This window comes from Methanomassiliicoccales archaeon LGM-DZ1 (assembly GCA_030168595.1).
GTDB lineage: Archaea > Thermoplasmatota > Thermoplasmata > Methanomassiliicoccales > Methanomethylophilaceae > Methanomethylophilus.
This window is the reverse complement of record CP115556.1, coordinates 1,511,579-1,533,525: the sequence shown is the minus strand read 5'-3', so window position 1 is coordinate 1,533,525 and position 21,947 is coordinate 1,511,579. Positions and strand designations below refer to the sequence as shown.

The following is a 21,947-nucleotide window of genomic DNA, read 5'->3' as shown; positions in this document are numbered from 1 at the left end:
ATCCCGTTAATAGGATAACGCGCGGAAGCCTGGGTTGGATTGATTGAGGCTCCCGTCAGCGCTTCCCGAAAGACGGCGAGATGCCCCTTTCGGCGATGGCGACGGTGACCCCGTTGCCGGCCTGCTTCCGCAGGAGGAGCTTCCCGCCGCCGGCGAGCCTCACCGCCGACCTCTCGCAGACGCAGTCCACTCCGGTGACCGATTTCACGAACCCGGAGGATGAGAACTCGCCGGGGACCTCCTTCAGTTCCTCCGCCGTATAGCAGGCCAGGGGGAGCCCTCTCCTGCCGGCCAGAGAGATCAGGCCCTCCTCGTCCTTCTTCAGGTCGATGGTGGCGAACCCGCAGGCGGATTCCTTCGGGAGCCCGATCTTCGCGAACGCTTCGTCGACCGCGGCGGCGATCGCCTCCTCGGGCGTGCCGCGGCGGCAGCCGATGCCGACGGCGCAGGTCCTCGGAACCAGCCTCAGCGTGGCCGGGAAGGGCTTCGCGGACGTATCGTAGCCGATGTAGACTCCCACGGGCGCATCCTTCCCGCCGGACAGCTCCTCAGGGACCTCCCCGGCGACGGGGATGTCCGATACGAGGCCGACCGGGGATCCGGAGAGGACCGCAGACGAGACGTCCTTGATAGCGCCGAGGTTCTGGACGTCTAGGCCGTTGGTCACCGCCCAGGCATCGATGGAGATCTTCCCGTTGATGTCGGTGGCGGTGGTCACGACCGGCACGGCCCCGACCTTCCTGGCGATCTCCACAGCATACCCGTTCGCGCCCCCGATATGGCCCGAGAGTAGAGGCACGCAGTAATGTCCCAGCTCATCGATGCCGATGACCGCGGGGTCGAGGTCCTTCCTCTTCACGAACGGAGCGATCTCCCTGACGGCAATGCCGATCGCCCCCACGAAGACGATGACGTCGTCCTCCGCGAACGCATTCTCGGTCCATTTGTGCATGCTGCATTCTACCTTTTGGACTCCGAGAGTGTCCATGGACGTCTTCGCATACACTTCGGCGGCCCCTTCGGGGAACGCCTCCGCGACCTTCTTCGCAGTTTCGCAGCCTTTGGTGCTGAACGCTATCACGCTTGCTTTCATTCTTTCGCCTCCACCTTGGCCAGCAGGGCCTTCGCGGACGTAGTCTCCCCGAGTATCCCGAACTCGGTCGAGAAAACGACAGCCGCCGTCGCAATGGAGCCCCTGACGCGGTGCTGCATATGGAACTCAATCTTGGGGATCAGGATGTCCATGGTGGGCCCGATGAGCCCTTTCTCCGCGAGGACCTCCAGGGCATCGTCGGTGGATATGCAGCCCATGATGCGCTTCGCCGTCTCCGCGTCCGCGCCCGCCATGACCGCATTGGACGCGAGGATCTCCATCCTGGCGTCCGCGTTCCGGGAATGGGTGTTCATGATGCCGCCGGCGACCTTCACCAGCTTGCCCAGGTTGCCCACGAGGAGGACCCCTTCGGCGCCCATCTCGACAGCCATGTCCAGGAAATCCCCTATGAAATTGCTGCACTCGACTGGCGTGTCCCCTTCCAGGCCGGGATATGCCTTGGCGAAATCCTTGCCGTAGTTCCCCGGCACCGTGAGCAGATATTTCCTGCCCTGGGCCATGAATACCTTCATCTCCGCCTTTATGGACCCGAGGAGCGCGGTTTCGCTCATGGGCTCCACGATCCCGGACGTCCCCAGGATCGATATGCCCCCGACGATGCCCAGGCGGGGGTTGAACGTCTTCCTGGCGATGGCCTCCCCCTCCGGCACGGTTATGACCGCCTTCAGCCCGCCCCCGTAGCCGGCGGCGGCCGCGGCATCCCTGAGCGCATCCGCGATCATCTGCCTCGGCACATGGTTGATGGCCGCGTTCCCCTCGGGCTGGTCCAGCCCCCTGCGGGTGACGCGCCCGACACCTCTGCCCCCGTCGACCTCGAAACCCTCCGGGATGCGGGAGACCTCGGCGCAGATCTCCGCCCCGTTGGTATCGTCGGCGTCGTCGCCCCCGTCCTTGCGGACGGATGCACGCGCACAATCTTGGGTCGCCTCTGCCGAGACCACCTCGACGGCCACGTCTATCCCCTTCGGCGTCAGTATGCGCATGTAGGGCGGGGCAGCGCCGGTGAGGAGCAGGCGTGCGGCAGCGCCTGCCGCCGCCGCGGCCGATGTTCCGGTCGTATAGCCTCTTCTGAGCTTCCTGCCCTCCACGTACACGAACGCCTGTTCCTCGCCGATAGGTTCCATTGACGGCCTCCGCTGAGGGTATCGGTCCGGCCCATTAATCTTATTCGCAGACCGCCGATTGTTGGATTGATTCGGTGTCCGCCGGGGTCAGCTGTCGTCCTCTCCGCGGTAGATGGCGATGTATGACTCGGGGTCGCGGTAGACGCTCGGGTTCGAGACGATATCATAGACGTCCGGGAGGTTGAACATCATCTGGAAGTTAGTGCGCTTCCTGGGCTTTATGAAATCGCATTTTCTCGGGTCCGCCGCATGGCCGAGGACCCAGCACATCTTCTCGTAATCGTCGAAGAAGTACTCCTGCAGGAGGGGGATGATGTTCTTGGTAAACACCTTGGCCAGGTCATCCATGTTCCTGATGTGTATGAAATAAGCATGACCCAGCGTATGCTCCCTGTCGTACAGGGCCTCGATGCGCTTGTTGATGGTCCTCAGCAGCCGGGAGAGGTCCACGTCCATGATCCTCATGCCCTTTAGCACGTCCGGGTCCGGCATCATCTCGACGAACTGGAACCTCCTCCTGAGAGCGGTGTCGAGCGCGGTCAGGGACCTGTCCGCGGTGTTCATGGTTCCGAGCACGTACACCTTCTGCGGAACTGAGAACTTGACCTTCAGCTGGGGGAGGAAGACCTCGAGGCACTCGGGCATGCCCTGCCTCCTCGAGGATTCGAGCAGAGTGATCAGCTCTCCGAAGATCCTCGAGATGTTGCCTCTGTTTATCTCGTCGATGATGAAGACGCAGTTCCCCGTGTCCTCGAAGACCGGGTACTCCTTCTCCATGGAGGCGAGGAAATCCGAGGCAGTGCAGCTCAGCCGGGCCGGTGCATCGGATTCGATGCCGCACAGCGGGCCCTGCTCCCTCACGATCGCCCATTCGACGGAGGCAGCGGTGCCGGCTACATCCTTCACGATCCCCACTGCATCGGACGAGCCGCGAGAGAACATGGAGATGACGATGTCCCCCGGCCTTATCCCTTTCGGAAGGCATCCGGCCGGAAGGCTGCCGTCCGAGAGTGCCTTCTCCCTGGCCGGATTGGCACCAAACCCTCCTGGGGACACCGCCCATACAGCGGCGTCCGGATCGGCGGACAGCAGGTCCTTGGGCACGCCGTCCCCGACATGCACCGGTTTCTTGGAATCGTGGCAGAAGGAATAGAACACTCCGGGGACCGGCGAGTAGATGAGCGACCCGTCGTCGCGGACCTCAGGCCTAATCCCCTCGATGAAGTCGTCGTAACTGAGGGACTGGTGGAAGGTCATGAAGTCGATCCTCCTGATCTTCGTGTACCGGTCGTACTTCCTCAGTGCCAGGTCGTAGCCGCCGGCGATGACGTCCTTCAGGGGCCTGCCTTCGATGATGGCCACGGCGTAGTTGACGACGTTGTACGTCTTGCCTGTGCCCGGGGGCCCGTAGAGCAGGAGGTTGTTGGAGATCGCTTCCTTCACGTCAGCGCTCATGCTCCGCTCTCCTCGGTCCGGACCTCCTCTGAGGCGGGCACATCCTGCGGATCGAATATCATTTCAGCGTCGATAGGCCCGTCGGAGATGACCGTCTTCCCGCTGTCGTCGATGATGAGATCGAACTTGGCGTCGAGGACCGCCTTCTTCCCGCTGAACTGATAAGAGATAGTAACATCGAACCTCCCGTCGTACAGCGAGGTCTCCTTGAACCTGAACTTGTAGACGCTGTACCCCGGGACGGACTTGGAGCAGACCGTGAGGATAGGCAGGGTGCGGCCGTCTTTCAGGCTCAGATTGACCTCCACCTCGAAGGGGTTGGAGCCGAACAGGCTGTTGATGTAGATCTCCCCGCTGTAGATGTACCCGTCGCCGGTGAGCTTCGAGAAGCCGACCTGGCGGTCCCTGACGTACGGGTTGCCGGCGGTCGCGAATCCCTGGGACTCATAGTACCTGTCCACCGTCTTGGACAGCGATATGGCGGACACGGTCAGCGCGGCCGTCACGGCCCACATGATCACAACGGCTATGAACAGGGGATCGGACAGGTCTGAGAAGGCAGCCGCCGCGAACGCTGTGGCCGCGGTGGCGAGGACCAGGCAGACGGCTAACGCCGCCCTGAAGGCAACAGGGAGGCCGTTGAGATGGTTCCTTCTCGGGCAGTCGCGCTCGTCTGTGGTGACCGCCCCCTCCGATTTGTATAAGCCCACTCCGCTCTCGTTCTCCCTCCGGTACAGCAGGACGCTGTCTCCCGGAGTTATGTCCAATGCATCCATCACGCCGTTCTCGAGGACGACCCTGTTGAAGTCGTCTACCCTGCTCGTTCCAAGTATCTTCAGCATATCTCCGCCTCCGTTGCGCGGTCTGCAGCCGTCATGATCATACCCTCCTGGTCTGGAGGAGCACGAAAGCAAGTGCCAGCACCGCGATCACTACTCCCAGCATCCCGACGGCAAGGGCCGCCGGGTCTATCCCGCTGCCGCTGTCCTCAGGCTCTGCGCTGTACGCGGCCACGACGGCCTTGCCGTCCATGTCGGCGGTCACAGGCAGGGTGCATACCGCATCCGTCCCGACCAGGCTGCCGTCCAGCATCCAGCCGCTGAACCTGAAGCCGGTCATGTCGGGGGCCTCAAGGCGTATCTCCGACCCGGTCTTCGCGCTTATCTCCTGCACCGGAATCAGGTCCACGGATGTCGGGGCCTGGTCTTCGGTTGCGGCCGTCACCGCCATGAACCTGGCATGCACGACCACGCTCGTCTCGGTGTCCACCAGCCCGTACAGGTTCACGGAAAGGAACCCGTCGAACGGGTCGGAGGCCTCGGACACCCGGTCCGTCACCGTGTAATCCCCGTAGACGTACTTCAGGCCGGCGGTCAGGGGCAGGCTGGCGGTGGCCCTGCCGTCCGACCCGGTGCTGACCTTGGCATACTGGGTTCCGTCGCAGTAGACGGTCAGCGAGATGTTCGGTACGGTGTTGTTCCTCGTCAGGGCACCGCCTTGTGAGGCGTAGGTCACGATCTGCTTCTTCACTATCGCATGCGCAGTGTAATCCGCCCCCGAGGCCGACATATAGTACCCTTCGGAGGAGACGGACAGGCCGGTCACCGCATCGCCCTCCCATCCCAGGATGCTGAACCGCAGGCTGCCGCCGTCGGAGGTGAAGGAAGCCCTGTGGCCGGCGCCTGAGACAGTGTAAGCGAACAGGGCCTCTGCTCCGGACGGGAGCCCCGAGACCGTGTACGCTCCGATGGCTGAGGGGACCGCCCTCTCGAAGGACGAGGGGACCGCGGACACCTCTGAGGAATACGTGAAGTCCGCGAAGGCGGCAGCCGTCGTGAAACGGTCGTTGCTGAAAGCATACCCATCGACGGTTGCCCAGGTGACGGTCGCCGACGTTCCGGCCTTCACATAGAAGGAGAAGGTGCCGTCGGACGCCGGAACGATGAGGTCCGCCATGCTGGACTGCGATGCCCCGTACGATACGGCTGCGGATGCTCCCTGCGGCATGGTGCCGGCGAGGGTGCCGGAGCATTTGTATGCCGCATCATCCGATGCCAATGCGACCCCTGTGAAGGTCCCGGAGAGGACGGCGGTGCCGTTCTTCCCGGAGGCCAGGTCGGGTATGCCGGACGGCGAGGAGTCAGCAGCTTTTATGTCGGCGACCGAGAACGAGTACACGTCCCTGGGGGACCCGGCCGTGAACCCGGCGAACGAGATGACGAGGTATGCTGCGCATCCTGACGGCAGGCCGCTCGGGACCTTGTAGACCACCGAGGTCAGGCCGCCGGCGCCGGTCGGCCCGACAGCGGCGGCATGGCCGGCGGCGATGGCAGTCGATATGGTTGATGGATCATCGGTTATCGCATACGGGCTGCCGCTCCCCGTCTGATAGTACCAGACAGCCGATACCGTCGCATCCCTGAGAGGGCGTCCGTTGGAAGATTCCGCGGAGACGGATACAGACGACTCAACGGCGGTCAGGGCAATCTCTGCGGAGGACGAAGGCGACCACAGAACGTTCCCCTCGAGAAGGCTCGACGGGAACGGGCTGCCCTCAGTCTTCGGAAGGCCGTCGAGGATCCCTCCGTCGCCGTCGTTGGCCTGGAAAGTATAGATGCTTCCGCTCACGGCGCGGACATAAAGGTACACCGTATCCCCCTTCGGGACGGTGTACGATATCCCGGCCCTGCCGGAGCTGTCGGTGGCGGATATCACAGAGCACATGCCGGATACGGCCGACTTGTCGTACATCGACGGGTCGTCGGAGGACGCGTTCTGTATGAGCCATACGGCATTGATTTCCACGCCTGCCGCCGGAACGCCCCCTGCATCCGAGACAGTGACCCAGAGGGTCTTCTCGGAAGCGCGCACCTCGGGAAGCGCAGTGTCCGAGATCGCCGTGCCGGGCTGCGGGATGTATGGGAACGTGTACCCGCTGCAGGACACTGAGGTCAGAGATACCGTCGATCCCTTCGGCACTCTGAACGAGAAGGATCCGTCCGATGCTGTGCTGACGGTGCCGGTATCGGTCCTTCCCCCGGCCGATGCGTAGGAAACGGATGCGCCTTCGATCGCGCTCCCGGAGGCATCGGCGACGGTCCCCGATACTTTGACGAAGTCCCTCGCGAAGAATGTCTGGGCCGAGATCGAATATCCTCCGGACTCCACTTCTGCGGAATAGGTGCCGGAGACCGAGCCTGTGCGGATATCGCAGCTCTCCGATGAACCGACCGTGAATATGCATGCATGCTGCATGGCAGTAGACAGGGGTATCCCCCCGCCGACGGTCACGGAGGCACGGTCACTGCCTGAGATCTCCGTCTGCACCCCGTCCTTCTCGACGGCTACTGTCGCGGATGCTCCGTACGACGATGTGAACATTACCTGGAGGATCGCGAACCCGTCGGAGCTTCCGAGACCCAGGCGGGCGCGTATGTCCCCCCTGATGTCCGACAGGGATGCGCCGGTCTCAGAGTAGGTGAGGATGCTGCCCGCCGAGGAACCGGATGACAGGCCGTACCAGAACCCCTGATCGGATAACGTCCACTCCTCGGGCTCCAGCGACCTTGGCAGCTTCTCGTTCATGTAGGCGAGGGACCCATAGTCCTCCGAGTCCTGGTCGTAGACATCGACTGACAGCCCGCCTACGGCGGCCGCCTCCGATCCCTCCGCCGGGAAGAGCGCCAGGGCCAAGGCCGCCGATGCGATGACGACCGCGGCCGCAACGGCCGCGCGCTTCCATGCTGCTGACATATGGTTCTGCATCTGCATCACACCTCAGGACCTCATCCTCGCGACGATTACCGCCGCGCACACGAACACTGCCAGCACGCCGGCCAGCACCCAGATCAGGCTCTGGTCGACCTTCTCGAACTCCGGGGATATCACTATGTCCGAGTTCACCGTGCCGCTGGTGCGGTTCCAGCCCTCGAAGTGGTACCCGTCCTTGGACAGGGATGCCCCGTCCCAGTCGGAAAGTATCTCCTTCAGGTCCGATGAGCCGTCGACCGTCTTGGTGTAGACTCCGTCAGCGACCGTCCAGTCGGAGGGGGCGCCGGAGACGGAGACCCCGGACAGGTCCAGGCTCACTCTGCACTGGCCGGCCTTCCATACGGCGTAGAAGGTGATTATCCCTCCCGCATCCGCATTGGACGCCAGCCCCTCGGTGAACTTCGTCACCGATATGGCGGAGTTGCTGTCGCCGCGCTCCAGGGACCAGCCGACCGCCGACTTGTTGCCCATCTTTCCGAGGACGGAACTGTCGGCCAGGGATATCTGGTCGCCCACAATGTAGACGCTGCTGTCCACAGGCGGGTCGGCCGTTCCTCCGTTGGCATCGTAGACTATTGTGTAGCTGATCGGGGTCCAGACGGCATCGAACCTGACCGTCTCGCCGCCGGACACGACTGTGTTGAATAAGTCGGGCAAAGGAGATCCGGCCCGTCCGTCTTCCGTTTTCTTTGAATGAGAGTCGGTTTTTGTCTGTTCTAGGCCTGAATGTATGTTTTTATTCATTGTTTTAATATTTAGTTTTTACGCATATATTTATATATAAAACGCATAAGGAAAATCGCTTAAAACAGCATAGCCAGACAGCAGGTTGTTGAAAAGAAGTAGGGAGGGGTGCCTCAAGTTTCGACGCTTGACACTCCTCCCAGGGGTGTCATTTTCATGACAGGTTGCAGAAGGGAGAGGAAGGATAAAAAGAGCGGGGGCAAAAACCCCGAACGCAGCAAGAACGCCGACGCGCTCGGAGTGAAATACGATACCAGAAAAGGACATTGGACCGCCTTGGACAAGGCGGTCCTGAAGGAAGGCCGCATTTTGGACACCTGGCTTAAGCCGGAGCGGGTGGCGGCGGAACTGGAGATACTGAATCCGCCCGGAAAGATCGGACGTCCTTACGAATATCCGCCGTCGCTGATACTGTATCTCTCATATCTCAAGGAGGACGGCGAAAGAAGCTACCGCCGTACCATCAGCAGGACCAGCGTCCTGCTGGAGTCCCGGGGCCTCCCCGAACCGAACTATGCGACCCTGCACAAATCCCAGCTGAAGTTCGAAAAGGGCGGATTCGGACTGAAGGTCATCTCCGAAGCGACGGTGATACTGGCCGGCAGAGGGATCAGGGAAGAATTCGACCCTCTCAGGATCATATGTTCGGGCATCTTTCCGGAGTACAAAGCCCCCCGGATGATACCGACCTCGCAGGCCGAAGCCGATATCCAGGCGGAAAGGGACTAGGAAGCGGAGAAGATAAGGGAATCCATGGAGGTCAAGGTTCTGAAATCGGCCGTCGGCGGAGAGAACATCTTCGCCGCCGTCGACGGTTCCGGGGAAGGAATATCCGGTCCCGGGATATATCTGGAACATATCTGGCTGACGAACAACCGGAGGTTCATCAAACAGCACGCGATGGTCGACCTCCGCACCAAAAAGGTGGTGGCCTTCGCCACTACCATGGAGAAACCCGGCGATGCCCGGATGATGGCCCCCCTGGTATCGGGGGCGCTTCGGACCGGCGTGCGTCTGAAATGGGTGTCGGCGGACAGCGCGTACGATACCGTGGCGAACTGGGAGTTCATGGATGAGGCGGAAATAGCATTCTGCCCCAATCTGAAGGAAAAATTCGAAGATTGCGACACGCTCCCCAGACGCGAGGCGCTTAAGGATTTGGACAGGCACTTCGGGAAGAAGCTGGCACATAGGATCACCGGTTACAACTCGCGCTGGCATGTGGAAGCGTTCTTCTCGGCGTTCAAGAAACTGTACAGCGACCGCATAGCAAACAGGCTTTTCGACAGGATGTGTCTTACGATGCAGTACCGGTATTCGCTGTACGACATCCATCGGGAGATTATGCTGAAGGCTTGAGACATGGGGGGTCAAGACTTATTCAACACAGTCGTGAATGGATTTGAAAACCGTGAAAATCGAACCGCAGGCAACGAGATCCGCTGGATCCCCGATCGGCGCTTCTTCACAGTCTTCCTGGACTCCGTTCTGTCTGCCGCGCGCTTCATCTCCGGCTCGGTCATGCCGCAGAACGGGCACGACTTCACCAGCGCGGAGCCGGCAACGATGACCACCGCGGACAGCATGAGCAGCGAGAATACCCCGGCGGCGGCCGTCATGACCGCGCTGCCTGAGACGAACCAGATCAGGAAGACCAGGACAGCCCACCCCGTCCCGGCGGTGGCGACCATCCTCGGGAACGCCTCCCTGCGGGTGACGACCTCCTTCCCGCAGCGGGGGCAGTAAACGGTCGGCTCAGGCCCCCGGCTCATTCCGGAGGCACCCCGGGCAGGGAGCGCTTGTGCTCCATGGACCTTATCTGGGATATGAGCTCCTGCGCCTTGCCGGCCGGTATCCCGGCGGCCGAGGCCATGTCCTCGGCGGACCCGCCCTGCTCGAAGACGTTCAGGGCGAGGTCCAGCGACTTGTAGCTTATGCCCATCTCGTCCTCGTCGGTCTGCCCTTCCCACAGCCCGGCGGTGGGGACCTTGCGGACGATCTCGTCCGGAACGCCGAGGACCTCGGCCATCTCCCACACCTGGGTCTTGTAGAGGCGGTACATGGGGATGATGTCCTCGGCGCCGTCGCCGTACTTCGTCATGTAGCCCATCAGGAGTTCGCTCCTGTTGGTGGTCCCGACCACCAGGGAGTTCTCCTTCTTCGCCTTGTCGTAGAGGACGATCATCCGGCAGCGGGCCATGATGTTCCCCTTCTCGAGGGGGGCCTCCTTCCCGGTCAGGAGCATGCCGGAGAAGACGTCCACGGCCGGCTGGATGCTGATGGCGTTGTAGCGGATCCCCCACTCCCTGCACATGGAGCGGGTCTGCCTGTAGTCCTCCCCCGGAGTGGAGGCAGTGGGCATGAACACGCACAGGACCCTGTCCCCTCCCAGGGCATCGGCGCAGAGCTTAGCCACGACAGCGGAATCGACCCCTCCGGATATGCCGAGGACCGCGCCTTCGGCCCCGGCCCTCTTCACGGCGTCCCTGATGAACGCCTCTATCCTCTCCGCATCCTCCAGAGTCGCCTTCTTCAGCCCCTTGTACTCCATGGCGCGCTGATAGCGGTGGAACTTAATTTAATTAATCGTCGCGCGCGGTACACCGCGGAAATGCGTCATTCCTGCGGTTCCTTTATAAACGATGACCCAGATTCTTCTCCATGGGAATAAGGATCGCGATATGCCAGATGGCCGGAGGAGGCTCCCCGGAGGAGAACCTCAGGCTGGTCGAGGGCACGATCATGCAGAACCAGGCCGACCTCTACGTCTTCCCGGAACTGTACCTCACAGGCTACGGATACGATTCCTTCGACAGCGAGGATGCCGAGACCGCGGTCAACCGGCTGCAGGTGATCTGCAACAACCGCGACTGCGCCGCCGTGCTCGGGACGCCCATGCAGTGGTACAACGGCGTCACCGATTCCCTGCTGTTCATCACCCCCAACGAGACCTACCGCTACGACAAGCTGTACACGGCCAATTTCGGCCCGTACGACGAAAGCAGGTTCGAGAGGGGCAGCGCCCCGCTCATGGTGACCTTCAAAGGGATGAAGATCGGGTTCGAGATCTGCTACGACGTGTTCTTCCCCGAGATCCACAGGTTCTACGCCGTCCACGGCGCGGAGATGGTGATCGTGATCTCGGCGTCCAGCGAGAGATCCAGGAAGGCTATGGAGACCATCCTGCCCGCCAGGTCCCTGGAGAACACCGTCTACACCGTGTTCTGCAACAGCTGCGGGCAGTTCGCCGACGGCAACCCGTTCTTCGGCGGCTCGGCGCTCTACAGCCCCCTGGGCGACGAGATCGCCAAGGCCGGGGCGGACCAGCAGGTCCTCATCACCTACGCCGACGGCAGCGTCGTGGAGCACGCGCGCAGCGAGAGGCCCCAGCTCAGGGACCTCAGGGACGATATCCACTGGATACCGTGAGAATCCCGCCCAAAGCGCGGGTCTCATTGAAACCCTCTCCGCAACTTTTCCGCACGTCCCAGCCTGATGACCCTCAGGACGTTGAAGGCGATCACCTTGAGGATCGCCTGGCCTTCCTTGCAGGCCGGTATCCTGGCCGATACCGAAGGGCCGGCGGCCCTCTTGATCATGAAGTTGGTCGATTCGACGATCGCTCTGCGCCTGTAAACCATGCTCTCGGCGCTGTCCGGATCGGACAGCGCCTCTTCCATCATGCGCCTGTACGGGCCGTGGACGGCCGTGCCGCGGCCGGGAGCGCCGCGGCGGACCGGTATGGCCGCCCTGGCGCCCAGCTCTATCCGTATGCGCCGGTGGTTGTCCGAGGAATCGTAGGCCTTGTCCGCTGTGACCCAGATCACCCTGATGCCCGATTGCGCCAGGTCCGCGATGTGCCCCGGCATGAACGTCGTGTCGTTCCTGTGCCCGTCGGCGGAGGCCGACGCGCTCAGGACGATCCTCGTCGCCGTGTCCACCGCCAGCGACAGCTTCGTGAACGACCTGCTGCGCTTGGCCCCGAAGTCGTCCAGGCGCTTCTCGTAATGGGCGGACCGGTCGAAATCGGACAGGCCGGTGCTGTCGACCGCCACGATCGCGCGGCTGTCCGCGGCGGCCGCGAAGGCCCTCACCGCCGTCTCCAGGACGCTCTTCTCCGTCCGTTTCAGGAACTTGCACAGGGTCGAGCCGTCAGGGATGCGCTCCAGGCCGATACCCTCCAGGAGGCCCCGGTACATGCCGAGGGCGCTGCGGACCGCTCCGTACCCGATCCCGCACCAGACCATGAAGGCCAGGACCGCCAGCTTCTGGCGGTCCGAGTAGATGCGGTTGCTGTACTTCGAGGAGCGTTCCGGCACCCCGGCGGCCTCCAGGGCCGCCATGACCGTCTCGCCGAACTCCCTGGCGGCGTCGCCGCGGGCCGGCATCCTCGAATATCTCATCCCCCTGTTGGCCCCGCGGTTCCCGCGGGGCACAATACCATTAACTATGCTGTCAGCGCTATCTTCGTTCGTCATCCGAATCGCTTCCGGGTGGCCGCCCCCTCTATGTTCGCAACTCACAGGGGGCGTTCCTCTGTTCTCCAATGTCTGGCTCTTTGCCCTTACGCCATATGTCCTCCAAACATAATATATTTATGTTTATCGCAAAAAAGAAATACAATGAATTCAGCCGGACAGCGGCCTCGGAGACGGATGCTGACTGCCCGGCATGCCAAGAATCCCCGCTCCCGGATTGCCCTGCCTCGCAGGATCAAGAAAAAATCGAAGAGGGTTTCAATGAGGCCCAAAGCGCGCAAACCTTTTTAATCAAGCACCAGATACGAGCGGACGAGGCCGAGATAGCCCAGCCCGGTAAGACGCAAGCCTGGAAAGCTTGTGGGTGCATACCCTCGGGAGTTCAAATCTCCCTCTCGGCGCCATTGTTTTTAATCCATCATCTCTGCGCAGCACGGCGTCATGCTCCGTTGCAGATGCCTGCTCCTGCCGATCGCGGCATATCCTGAAGGGGATCTGCGCCGATGCTCTCGGAGATACCTATGCCGGCCGTGCCTGGGTCTGCGGTTCCGGGATGGATGGTTTAATTACATGGATGCGAGATGGCGGCGCCATGAGCGATCTCTTCGGGCGCGCCGTGATCGTCGTCTTCACGATGATGCTCGTAGTTTCCGCAGCCATATCATACTTCGTCAGCAGGAACATCCTAGAGGATTTCGGCCTCGCCGTCCTGCTGCTCACGGTGCTCAGCATAATCGCGGGCATCACGGCGATCTCATACCTGCTGATCATGCGCAACAGGATGTACGACCCCCTGGACCCAGTTCTGGACTCCGATGCGGAAAAGAAACGATTCAGACCTTCTTTATGGTCTCGAAGGTCGTGAAATCCGGCCTCTTCACAAGCGCGTATATCGTCGTCAGGCCGTCATAGAACGCCACCGGGACCTGCAGGATGAACATCAGCACGGATACGGGCAGGGAATGCATGTACGAAGCCCCGAACTGATAATAGGCGTAGAAACTGGCCACGTTCAGGACGGATACGGCGATCATCAGGCCGCTGAACTCCGTGAACATGAGGATGAACGGGAACGCCAGCAGCATGATGAGTCCCAGCACCCCGTTTATGTACATGTAGATGTAGAACAGGTAAGTGCTGGGGCTCAGCTTCCTGATCTTGCCGTCGTTGTTCAGGATCGACCAGAACCATCTCCTGCGCTGCTTGTAATAATCCTTCGTGGAGGTGGGCGGCGCTATGTAGATGTTGCCGATGGGTATGAGCGAGAAATGGTACTTCTTGGAGATGTTCAGGCCCATCAGAAGGTCCTCCGCCCCGTAGGTCCCGTAGTCCCATCCGATGTCGTACTCAACGTCGGCCCGTATCACTATGCCCTCCCCATGGACGAACATCGGCGTGCCCCTCGAGTTGCAAAACTTGCACCAGGCCTCGCAGTTGGAGATCCTGATGAGGTCCGAAAGGGATGAGAACAGATGCCTTCCGAAGGCCCTCAGGCGTATGCATCCCTGCGCACCTTCGGCCCTGAGGTAGTACTTCACGTACATGAGGTAGGGCTTGTCGACGACGCTGTCGTCATCCAGGTGGCAGATGTAAGTCTTCTTCCCCCCCCCCTTCCGTATCCCATCGCATGAAGCGCCTCGATACCGTACTGCATCGCGCGCATCTTGTTGCGGGACTTCCCTTTGCAGACGTATTCCGCGGGCACCACGATCTCCCTGCATGAGTATCTGAAGGTGTCGCGGGCCTCCTTGATGACGAAGATCTCCGAGACCAGATTGTAGCTGCGCACTTTGCGTATGATCTTCTCGACAACGTCCGTGGCCATCCCGTTGGTGGTTATCGCGACTATGACGTCGTTGGCCTCGGGCAGGGGCTTCTCCTTCACGAACGGCTACCTGCTGTCGTAAATGACGGAAGAGAACATCAGGTAGATCTGGAACAGGGCGTAAGGGGCGTAGAAAAGGAGCATGAAGAAGATGATGAACTCCGCCATGGTTTGAGTTCCCAACCTTCGGGTTTGATAAATATTTTAGTCGGGCAGAAGAGAGCTAGAACTTCTCTGTACAGATATGCCAGGCATAAGTACAGACACTTCGCTGCTCACGTACGCGCACAGATACTAATAAGGAAAAACAGAGGGAGATACCGGGCCCCGGGATGTATCGGACCCAGTTCCGCTCTTCGCGGCCGATATGAACCGACACGGCGGCACCTTATCCGTGAAGATCGATTGCAGGCTAGATCCGGTGCAATCCCGCCGCAGCCCCTCCTGGCACATTGAGCAGTCTCCCGAATGGAAGGCATATGCCGGGAAGTTGTTCCGCATACCCCGCCGGCATCCGATGAACTCCGAGAAAATGTTACATGTGCAAATTATCCGTAACATATTCGGACGCTTTCGGGATCCATCAGGAATTCTGTGAGCCCTATCCTTTCGATCCCGTCCTCATCATAACGTCTCTTCCCACCGTCCATGGTGATGATGACCTTTCTGAACGAATCCCGGATAGAAAGGTGCGGATGCATCTTCCGCAGTTCGGTTTCTCAGCCGATGCTCTGGGACATCCTGAACGCACGGACATCCATCGCAACCGATATGAACCGACACGGCGGTCTCCGAATTATGAAGATCAATTACAAGCCCAACCCGGGGCAGTCCCGCCGCAGCCCCCCGAGGCAGTGGGAGGTGTGGCTGGCGGACGCCGCCTTCCCGGGTTCGGAGAAGAAGAGGCGCCCGGTGGTGGTCGGGAAGCGGAACGGGATGACGTGGACGGTCTACGAGCTCGTCCCCGCGTCGGCGTCCGGGGGCCTGGACGCGAGGCTCTCCGACCCTGCCCGCGCGGGGCAGGACCGCCCCTCGGCGGTGAAGGTGAAGAAGCCCTCCGAAGCCGGCGCGGACGCTTTCGTGCAGAAGCTCGGCGAACTGTCCCATGAGGACATCTCGAAGTGCATCGCGGCGATGAGGTAAGGATCAACAGACTGTGCTTCATGCATTCGTCTGATTCGTGATACGTATAATTCGAATAATTCGAATACGGATCGAAAGCTGAGAACAGGAGCTCGCACAGTCCGCAGGAATATACCGGGCTCCGGACCGAGGCCTGCGGGACTCGTCCAATCGGAACCGATAGAGAACAGAAGCTGGGACATGTTGCAGGAAGACCTATCGACAGATTTGGAACGGGAATATTCTATCGAAGTGCTGAAGACCGCGGTCGCGTTCAGCAACGGCTCCGGAGGAAGGATTGTCATTGGGATCGACAGCGGCGGAACGGCCGCCGGACTGCCCGATCCGGAAAAAGTGCGCAGTAAATGCGCCCGGGAAATGGCCGGCATGATAATGCCGGACATCTCCGCCGCGAGCAGGATCAGCATCGAGAGCATAGACGATAAAGACGTCGTATCGGTCGATGTGAGCGAGGGAGCCTGCAAACCTTACCGTCTCTGCGGGAAGAACATGAGCCAGAACGGCATTTACGTGAGGGTGGGGACGTTCACCGTGCCTACCGGCGAGGGACTGTTCCGCCACCTGGAGCATAAAGAGTACTCATCCCGGTACGGTGAACTGATCTCCCTGCGCCAGGACCTCACGTTCGATTACCTGAAGAAAGTGTCCGGAGAGAAGAAGTTGGAACTAGATGCGGACCGCATGGAGGCCCTTCATATGGTCAGGGGAGGCAAGTACACCAATCTGGCATTCATCCTTTCCGATCAGTTCGACCAGCCCATAAAAATGGCCTCCTACCCGGACCACCACAAGTCAAGGTTCATCGATCGTGAGATTGCAGACGGATCCGCTCTGGAACAGGCAGAAAAGGCCATAAAATACATCATGGACCACAACAGAACGGTCTCGACCATTGCAGGCATCTACCGCCAGGACACGCTGCAGTTCCCTGAAGCTGCAGTAAGGGAGGCTGTTCTCAACGCTGTCGTCCACCGGGACTACAGCCGCGAAGGAACGATACTGATCAGCATCTACCCGGATTGCCTGACGATCGTGTCACCGGGCGAGCTTTACACATACTATACGGAAAGCGATCTGTTCAGCGGAGTATCGTCGCTGAGGAACAGAAACCTCGCCAACGTGATGTACAGGCTCGAATTGATAGAATCATTCGGCACCGGGCTTCCCAGGATCATGGACAAGTACATGCCGTTCGGCCTGACCCCTTCCGTGAAATCCGGATCCTCGATATTCACCATAACCCTGCCGGCGATCGGATCGTATCTGGACAGGACAGACAGTTTCCTGATGACTCACAGCACGTTCACGCGTCAGGAGCTGCAGGATACTCTCGGCATGAGCAGGAATGAAGCGGTCGCGAAGATCAGAGAGCTTTCGCAGCAGGGCAGGATAACGAAATACGGCGCTGGGAAAAGCACCAGGTACATGCCGACGGGGACAGAAGGAACGGCCCGGGCCAAGAAGCCTGAAGGCGACTGATCCCGAACCCGGAATCAGTCCTTGATCTCCTTCAGAACGTCCAATGCGGACTCGTCCCCGTGGTTGGCGGCCCTCTTCAGCCACCGCACGGCCTCCCGCTGGCTGGCCTCGACGCCCTCGCCGGAGATGTACAGCAGGCCCAGCTCCTTCTCGGCCTTGGGGTACATCTGGTCGGCGGCCTGGCGGAGGTACGATGCCGCCTTCACGGTGTCGACCGGCACGCCGAGCCCCTCGGCGTAGATGTGGTACAGGGAGTACTGGCTCTTGTAGTAGCCCTGGGCGGCAGACTTCTCGTACCATTTCCTGGCGGTCTCGAAATCCTGCTTCACGCCCTCCCCCGAGGCGTAAGCGGTGCCGAGGTTGTGCTGCGCCTTCATCTCCCCCGCCTCGGCCGCCTTGGTCCACCACTCTATGGCGTACTGCTTCACCTGCGGGACCCCCTGCCCCAGATAGTACAGCAGGCCCATGTCCGACATGGCCTCGGCGCTGCCGAGGTCGGCGGCCTGGCGGTAGAGCTCGGCCGCCTTGCTGTAGTCGCACTTCTTGTAGAGCTCGCATGCCTCTTTGAAGACCTTGTCCGCAGGAGATTTGGGTTTGCGGCCGAACATGGAGAGAGGATTGGAGCAGGCGTATTTGAAGGGTTCAGGAGCTCGGCCGCCGGGAGCTCATTCATCGTCGATCGAATCGTTCAGCACCACGTGAGGCCTCCCGCGCACCTGGATGATGTCCGCGTCGACCCCGTAGACGGTCCTTATGTTCTCTTTCGTCAGAACCTCTTCGGGAGTGCCTACTGCGAAGATCTTCCCGTCGTGGAGCATGATTATCCGATCGGCGAACTTCGCTGTGATGTTGATGTCGTGGCTGATCATGATGACCAGCATCCCCTTTTCCTTCGGAAGCCTGCTCAGGACCTTCGTGACCTCGATCTGATGCTTGATGTCGAGGTTGGAAGTTGGTTCGTCCAGGAGGACGATCTCCGGGGACCTGACCAGGCCCCTCGCAAGCACCACCTTCTGGTGTTGCCCGGCGGAGAGTTCGTTGAAATCGCGCATAGCCAGATGTTCAATCTTCAGCAGCTTGAGGACATCATGGACCTTCTTCAGGTCGTCCTTGTTCCCGCCGAACTTATAATCGTTCTGCAGGCCCACCATGACCGTGTCGACGACAGTCAGCGGGAAGGAGTCCTCGCTCGACGCGGGAACATATCCCATATGTGAGGACAGGTCACGAAGCTTGGTCTTCGAAACGTCCATGTCATTGACGAACACTGCCCCGCCTGTCGGCCTGAGGATCTTGTTGATACAGTGTATCAGGGTCGACTTCCCGACGCCGTTGGGGCCCATGATGCAGACGAACTCCGGCCTGTCGAGGACATATGATATCCCCTTCAGGACGGGGTCCTTCGGATCGTACCCGAACTCCAGTTCTCTGAGGTCTACCTTCATGGCATCACCACATCGATTTCCTCTGCTTGATGAGCAGGTACAGGAACAGCGGGCATCCAATGAACGCAGTTATCACTCCGACCGGCAGGAACGTGGGGGCGATGATCGTCCTCGATATAAGGTCTGCAACCATCAGCAGGACGGCGCCGAAAGCCGCCGACGCGGGTATCAGGTAGCGGTTGTCGGATCCGAGGAAGATCCTCACTATGTGGGGAGCCACCAGGCCGATGAAGCCGATGATACCGGTGAAGCAGACCACCGAGGCGGCCATCAGGGAGATCACCAGGAGCAGCACGATCCTCAGCTTATGGGCATCGAGGCCAAGAGCGGTGGCGTTCTTGTCGCCGGTGATGAGGATGTTCAGTTTCTTCGACATCGCCATCAGAACAGCGGTCCCCACGACCGTGAACGCGAGGATCACGTCGAACGATGTCCAGGTGGACCCGCTCAGGTCGCCGATGGACCATTGGTAGACCGCTGAGAGCGACTGCTCGGAGATGCTGAGCTTGATTATCGTGGTGCAGGCGTTGAACAGATACATGACGGCGATACCGGCCAGGATCATAGTGGCGGCCGAGGTGTTCCTCAGCGAGGACACCAGGATGATCACCGCCGCCGGGATCAGCGCGAACACGAACGCGGTGATGACTAGCCCCACGGAACCGCCGAAGCCGGCGACCGTGATACCCATGGCGATCGCCAGGGTAGCGCCGAAAGAAGCACCCGACGATATCCCGGTGGTATACGGATCGGCCAGCGGGTTCTTCATCATGCTCTGCATGGCGGCGCCCGATACTCCCAGCGACATGCCTGCCACCAGCCCGGTCATGATGCGCGGAAGCCTGATGGTGAACACAGCCCAGTCCGTCATCTCGTCGCATCTGTCCGGATCGAACACGTGATACCAGATGTCGCGGTACACATCCGCCATGCTGATATGCGATGAGCCCACGGTGACCGCGTAACCTGTCACCAGGACCATCAGGGCGATGCATATGCCGATGAAAGCGATCTTCTTCAGGATATAGAAACGATAATCTGATTCCATCTCGGCGGAATCTTCGCCTGCCGGGAGGACGGATTCTGCGGTCGGTTCGATCTCAGTTCCCTCCTTTTGAAAACACTGCGCTGAATCCTGCGATCGTCCGGACGCCGGAGACGTTCGGCCTCCTGAAGATCCGGACGTCGATGTCGGAAACATCCAGCTGGCACAATGCGCCGAAATCCCATTGCGGACGGTCGGCGCGGCTCAGCGGAAGGTCTTCCGCGATCCTCTCCATGATGCCGAAGTCTACGCCGCCGCGGTTGAAGCGCTCATGCCCGGAGGCATCCTCTCCCCGCACGAACTCATAACGCGGATCGAAAAGCCGGCGGTAGAAGTTGCCGTCCGACACGTATCCGCGGCCGCCGGCCTTCAGGACGCGGACCATCTCGGAATATGCCCTTTCCGGCTCGGTCAGGCCCCACATCACGCTCCGCGAGACCGCTGCGTCGAAACTCCCTTCCCGGAAATCCATCTTCTGGGCGTCCATCACTCTGAAATCTATGTCGAGGCCGAAGTTACCGGCATTCTCCCGGGCACGGCGCACCATCATCTCGGACATATCTATCCCGGTGACCGAGGCGCCCCTCTGAGCGAGGAGGATCGACAGGAACCCGGGGCCGCATCCGACATCCAGGACGCGCGAGCCGGGAACGACCCCCAGCCTGCCCGCCACTTCGCGGGAGACCTCCTCTCCGCGGGTGCCCAGTTCATGGAGGACGGCATCGGAGAACCCGTCGCTCCTCATGTCCCAGTATCTGCAGATATCTTCGGAAAGCTGCATTTTATCTCAATGACCATCAGGGAGGGGCATAGCCCCTCCCTGCCCGTTCAGAGGTAGGTTTTCAGGGTCTCCAGGTCGAAGTACTCGATGCCGGCGAAGTCCGAGGCGCTGTAGTCGGAGTGGTAGGACGAGACGTAGTCGGCGAACATCGCGTCGACGTCGAAGCTGAACCTGTCCGGATACAGATGGTTGGCCAGGTACGCGCACGAGATGTAGCTGGCGGGCCCCATGTAGACGCCCTGGGTCAGGAACAGGACATTGCCGTTCTTGTAGGCCTGGGTGTGGTCGATGGCCTGGACATACTTGTTGTCGGTATTGGTGAGCTGATCGACCTCCTTGTTCTTGGTCTCCTCGAGCGTCGTGTAGGTTTCGAGGAATCCGAAGTAGGTATCCAGGACGATCCAGTCGGGATTCATGTTGTCGGCGACCTCCTCGAGGTCAATGCTGCCGCTCGTATACCCGGCATCGATGGGCGTCCTTCCGCCCGCCAGGGTGACGAGCTCTTGGATACCGTTATGCATGGTCGAGATGCTGGTGCCGTTGTAGGATGCGAACACCAGCGGCCTGTCCTTGAGCTCAACTCCGGAAAGCTCGTTCTCGATGGTCTTGTAGACCGCGTCCGCCTTCTCAGCGTAGGCGTAGGCGTTATCCTCGTGGCCGGTCAGGTATCCGAGGGTGATGATCGCAGGCACGGTCTGGTTGTCCTCCCAGAACGGGAGGCGGACCACGTCGCACCCCAGGGGGGCCACGGTGCTCTCCATGTTGGAATCGAACCAGGCCCTGGTGCCGGAAAGGATGTAGCTCGGAGAATCGTCCTTCATGACCTCATAGTCGGGAGTGAAGCGGCTGCCGAAGCATTCCGTGTTATCATTGTCGAAATCGGCATACCACTTGTGGTATGCTCCGTTATCTCCGACCTGGTTGCAGATGTACTTGACGGTGTCCACCGCGCCGATGATCTTGAGCGACTCGTAGTTGCTCTTGTATCCGACGGCCGCCGTGGTGAGTGGATAGGTGCAGGAGCTGATGACCCCATCCACATCGTAGAAGTAGATCTTCATGCCCTCCTTGCGGTCGACCATGTCCTGGATCAGCTGCAGGTCGGTCTCATCGATCGTCCCGTCCGCATTGGCGTCCGCGAAGGACCTTTTGGCAACGCTGCCCTTGTACTCCTTGTAACAGCTGAAGTATACCGGCTCCTTCTCGCCCGCGAGGATCGCTTTGACCTCGTCGACGTCATCGCTGTTGATGTAATCGTCGTTGTTGGCGTTTCCGAAAACGGTCAGGCGGCCGACCATGCTGTTGCTGTCGGCGACATTATCGTCGCCGTCGTCCTTGATCAGAACAACGGCTGCCGCGCCCGCCGCTATGAGGATCGCCACGACGGCGATCGCTCCGATTATTTTATTGTCCATTTCAATCACTTGGAATATACATCCAATAGTGATTGCTTGCCCATGTCCCGATTTAAACCTATCCTGCGCGGCCGTTTTCATATGAATGAATATTCATTTATATGGATTGGATTATAGTTCCAACAGAA

22 protein-coding genes and 1 tRNA gene are annotated in these 21,947 nt (G+C 60.4%); 7 read left to right on the top strand and 16 right to left on the bottom strand.

Annotation, left to right across the window (positions count from 1 at the left end):
- Positions 1-55: 55 nt before the first annotated feature.
- The 6 genes from O8W32_07695 to O8W32_07670 form a co-directional block, all read right to left on the bottom strand.
- A complete protein-coding gene (locus tag O8W32_07695; GenBank protein WII09044.1) occupies positions 56-1,093 on the bottom strand; it encodes a cobalamin biosynthesis protein in 1,038 nt (345 codons plus the stop codon).
- Positions 1,090-2,238 carry a cobalt-precorrin-5B (C(1))-methyltransferase CbiD gene (gene cbiD, locus O8W32_07690; protein WII09043.1) on the bottom strand — a complete coding sequence of 383 codons (1,149 nt, stop codon included), beginning with the start codon at positions 2,236-2,238 and terminating at the stop codon, positions 1,090-1,092. Before cbiD ends, O8W32_07695 begins: the two co-directional genes overlap by 4 nt.
- 87 nt (positions 2,239-2,325) lie before the next feature.
- Complete coding sequence (locus tag O8W32_07685) at positions 2,326-3,693, bottom strand: AAA family ATPase (protein WII09042.1); 1,368 nt, start codon at positions 3,691-3,693, stop codon at positions 2,326-2,328.
- Positions 3,690-4,535 (bottom strand): hypothetical protein, encoded by an 846-nt coding sequence (locus tag O8W32_07680; protein ID WII09041.1) that lies wholly within the window; start codon positions 4,533-4,535, stop codon positions 3,690-3,692. Before O8W32_07680 ends, O8W32_07685 begins: the two co-directional genes overlap by 4 nt.
- Positions 4,536-4,572: 37 nt before the next feature.
- The gene (locus O8W32_07675) at positions 4,573-7,446 is read right to left on the bottom strand and encodes a carboxypeptidase-like regulatory domain-containing protein (protein ID WII09040.1); all 2,874 of its coding nucleotides are present in this window, start codon (positions 7,444-7,446) and stop codon (positions 4,573-4,575) included.
- A gap of 24 nt (positions 7,447-7,470) precedes the next feature.
- On the bottom strand, positions 7,471-8,121 hold the full coding sequence (locus O8W32_07670) for an InlB B-repeat-containing protein (protein WII09039.1): 651 nt from the start codon (positions 8,119-8,121) through the stop codon (positions 7,471-7,473).
- Positions 8,122-8,364: 243 nt separating this feature from the next.
- Between O8W32_07670 and O8W32_07665 the strand changes: the two genes are divergently transcribed.
- Both O8W32_07665 and O8W32_07660 read left to right on the top strand, forming a co-directional pair.
- A complete protein-coding gene (locus tag O8W32_07665; GenBank protein WII09038.1) occupies positions 8,365-8,937 on the top strand; it encodes a hypothetical protein in 573 nt (190 codons plus the stop codon).
- A 24-nt stretch (positions 8,938-8,961) separates the two neighbouring features.
- Complete coding sequence (locus O8W32_07660) at positions 8,962-9,567, top strand: transposase (protein WII09037.1); 606 nt, start codon at positions 8,962-8,964, stop codon at positions 9,565-9,567.
- A gap of 11 nt (positions 9,568-9,578) precedes the next feature.
- On the opposite strand, the gene O8W32_07655 is transcribed toward O8W32_07660, so the two are convergent.
- Positions 9,579-9,980, bottom strand: coding sequence for a hypothetical protein (locus O8W32_07655; protein WII09036.1), 402 nt, complete (start codon positions 9,978-9,980; stop codon positions 9,579-9,581).
- On the bottom strand, positions 9,977-10,759 hold the full coding sequence (locus tag O8W32_07650; GenBank protein ID WII09035.1) for an NAD+ synthase: 783 nt from the start codon (positions 10,757-10,759) through the stop codon (positions 9,977-9,979). The genes O8W32_07655 and O8W32_07650 overlap by 4 nt, the downstream gene beginning before the upstream one ends.
- A gap of 110 nt (positions 10,760-10,869) precedes the next feature.
- Here O8W32_07650 and O8W32_07645 point away from each other — a divergent pair, with 110 nt between their 5' ends.
- The gene (locus O8W32_07645) at positions 10,870-11,637 is read left to right on the top strand and encodes a carbon-nitrogen hydrolase family protein (GenBank protein ID WII09034.1); all 768 of its coding nucleotides are present in this window, start codon (positions 10,870-10,872) and stop codon (positions 11,635-11,637) included.
- 23 nt (positions 11,638-11,660) lie between these two features.
- On the opposite strand, the gene O8W32_07640 is transcribed toward O8W32_07645, so the two are convergent.
- The gene (locus O8W32_07640; GenBank protein WII09033.1) at positions 11,661-12,686 is read right to left on the bottom strand and encodes a transposase; all 1,026 of its coding nucleotides are present in this window, start codon (positions 12,684-12,686) and stop codon (positions 11,661-11,663) included.
- A 317-nt stretch (positions 12,687-13,003) separates the two neighbouring features.
- On the opposite strand from O8W32_07640, the gene O8W32_07635 reads away from it, so the two are divergent.
- Positions 13,004-13,090: transfer RNA gene (locus O8W32_07635), tRNA-Ser, on the top strand.
- A gap of 188 nt (positions 13,091-13,278) precedes the next feature.
- Complete coding sequence (locus tag O8W32_07630; GenBank protein ID WII09032.1) at positions 13,279-13,551, top strand: hypothetical protein; 273 nt, start codon at positions 13,279-13,281, stop codon at positions 13,549-13,551.
- On the opposite strand, the gene O8W32_07625 is transcribed toward O8W32_07630, so the two are convergent.
- Positions 13,520-14,230, bottom strand: coding sequence for a hypothetical protein (locus tag O8W32_07625; protein WII09031.1), 711 nt, complete (start codon positions 14,228-14,230; stop codon positions 13,520-13,522). The genes O8W32_07630 and O8W32_07625 overlap by 32 nt on opposite strands.
- Positions 14,221-14,571: a hypothetical protein gene (locus tag O8W32_07620; GenBank protein ID WII09030.1), complete on the bottom strand. Its 351-nt coding sequence runs from the start codon at positions 14,569-14,571 to the stop codon at positions 14,221-14,223. The genes O8W32_07625 and O8W32_07620 overlap by 10 nt, the downstream gene beginning before the upstream one ends.
- A 738-nt stretch (positions 14,572-15,309) precedes the next feature.
- Here O8W32_07620 and O8W32_07615 point away from each other — a divergent pair.
- The gene (locus O8W32_07615; protein ID WII09029.1) at positions 15,310-15,654 is read left to right on the top strand and encodes a type II toxin-antitoxin system PemK/MazF family toxin; all 345 of its coding nucleotides are present in this window, start codon (positions 15,310-15,312) and stop codon (positions 15,652-15,654) included.
- Positions 15,655-15,834: 180 nt separating this feature from the next.
- On the top strand, positions 15,835-17,133 hold the full coding sequence (locus tag O8W32_07610) for a putative DNA binding domain-containing protein (protein WII09028.1): 1,299 nt from the start codon (positions 15,835-15,837) through the stop codon (positions 17,131-17,133).
- A 14-nt stretch (positions 17,134-17,147) separates the two neighbouring features.
- On the opposite strand, the gene O8W32_07605 is transcribed toward O8W32_07610, so the two are convergent.
- The 5 genes from O8W32_07605 to O8W32_07585 are packed head-to-tail and all read right to left on the bottom strand — an operon-like array spanning position 17,148 to position 21,819.
- The gene (locus O8W32_07605) at positions 17,148-17,741 is read right to left on the bottom strand and encodes a tetratricopeptide repeat protein (GenBank protein ID WII09027.1); all 594 of its coding nucleotides are present in this window, start codon (positions 17,739-17,741) and stop codon (positions 17,148-17,150) included.
- Between the two features lie 57 nt (positions 17,742-17,798).
- Entirely contained in the window at positions 17,799-18,578 is a 780-nt protein-coding gene (locus O8W32_07600) for an ABC transporter ATP-binding protein (GenBank protein ID WII09026.1), read from the bottom strand.
- Positions 18,579-18,582: 4 nt separating this feature from the next.
- Positions 18,583-19,626 carry an iron ABC transporter permease gene (locus O8W32_07595; GenBank protein ID WII09025.1) on the bottom strand — a complete coding sequence of 348 codons (1,044 nt, stop codon included), beginning with the start codon at positions 19,624-19,626 and terminating at the stop codon, positions 18,583-18,585.
- Between the two features lie 52 nt (positions 19,627-19,678).
- On the bottom strand, positions 19,679-20,404 hold the full coding sequence (locus O8W32_07590; protein ID WII09024.1) for a class I SAM-dependent methyltransferase: 726 nt from the start codon (positions 20,402-20,404) through the stop codon (positions 19,679-19,681).
- Positions 20,405-20,451: 47 nt separating this feature from the next.
- Complete coding sequence (locus O8W32_07585) at positions 20,452-21,819, bottom strand: ABC transporter substrate-binding protein (protein WII09023.1); 1,368 nt, start codon at positions 21,817-21,819, stop codon at positions 20,452-20,454.
- Between the last annotated feature and the right edge of the window lie 128 nt (positions 21,820-21,947).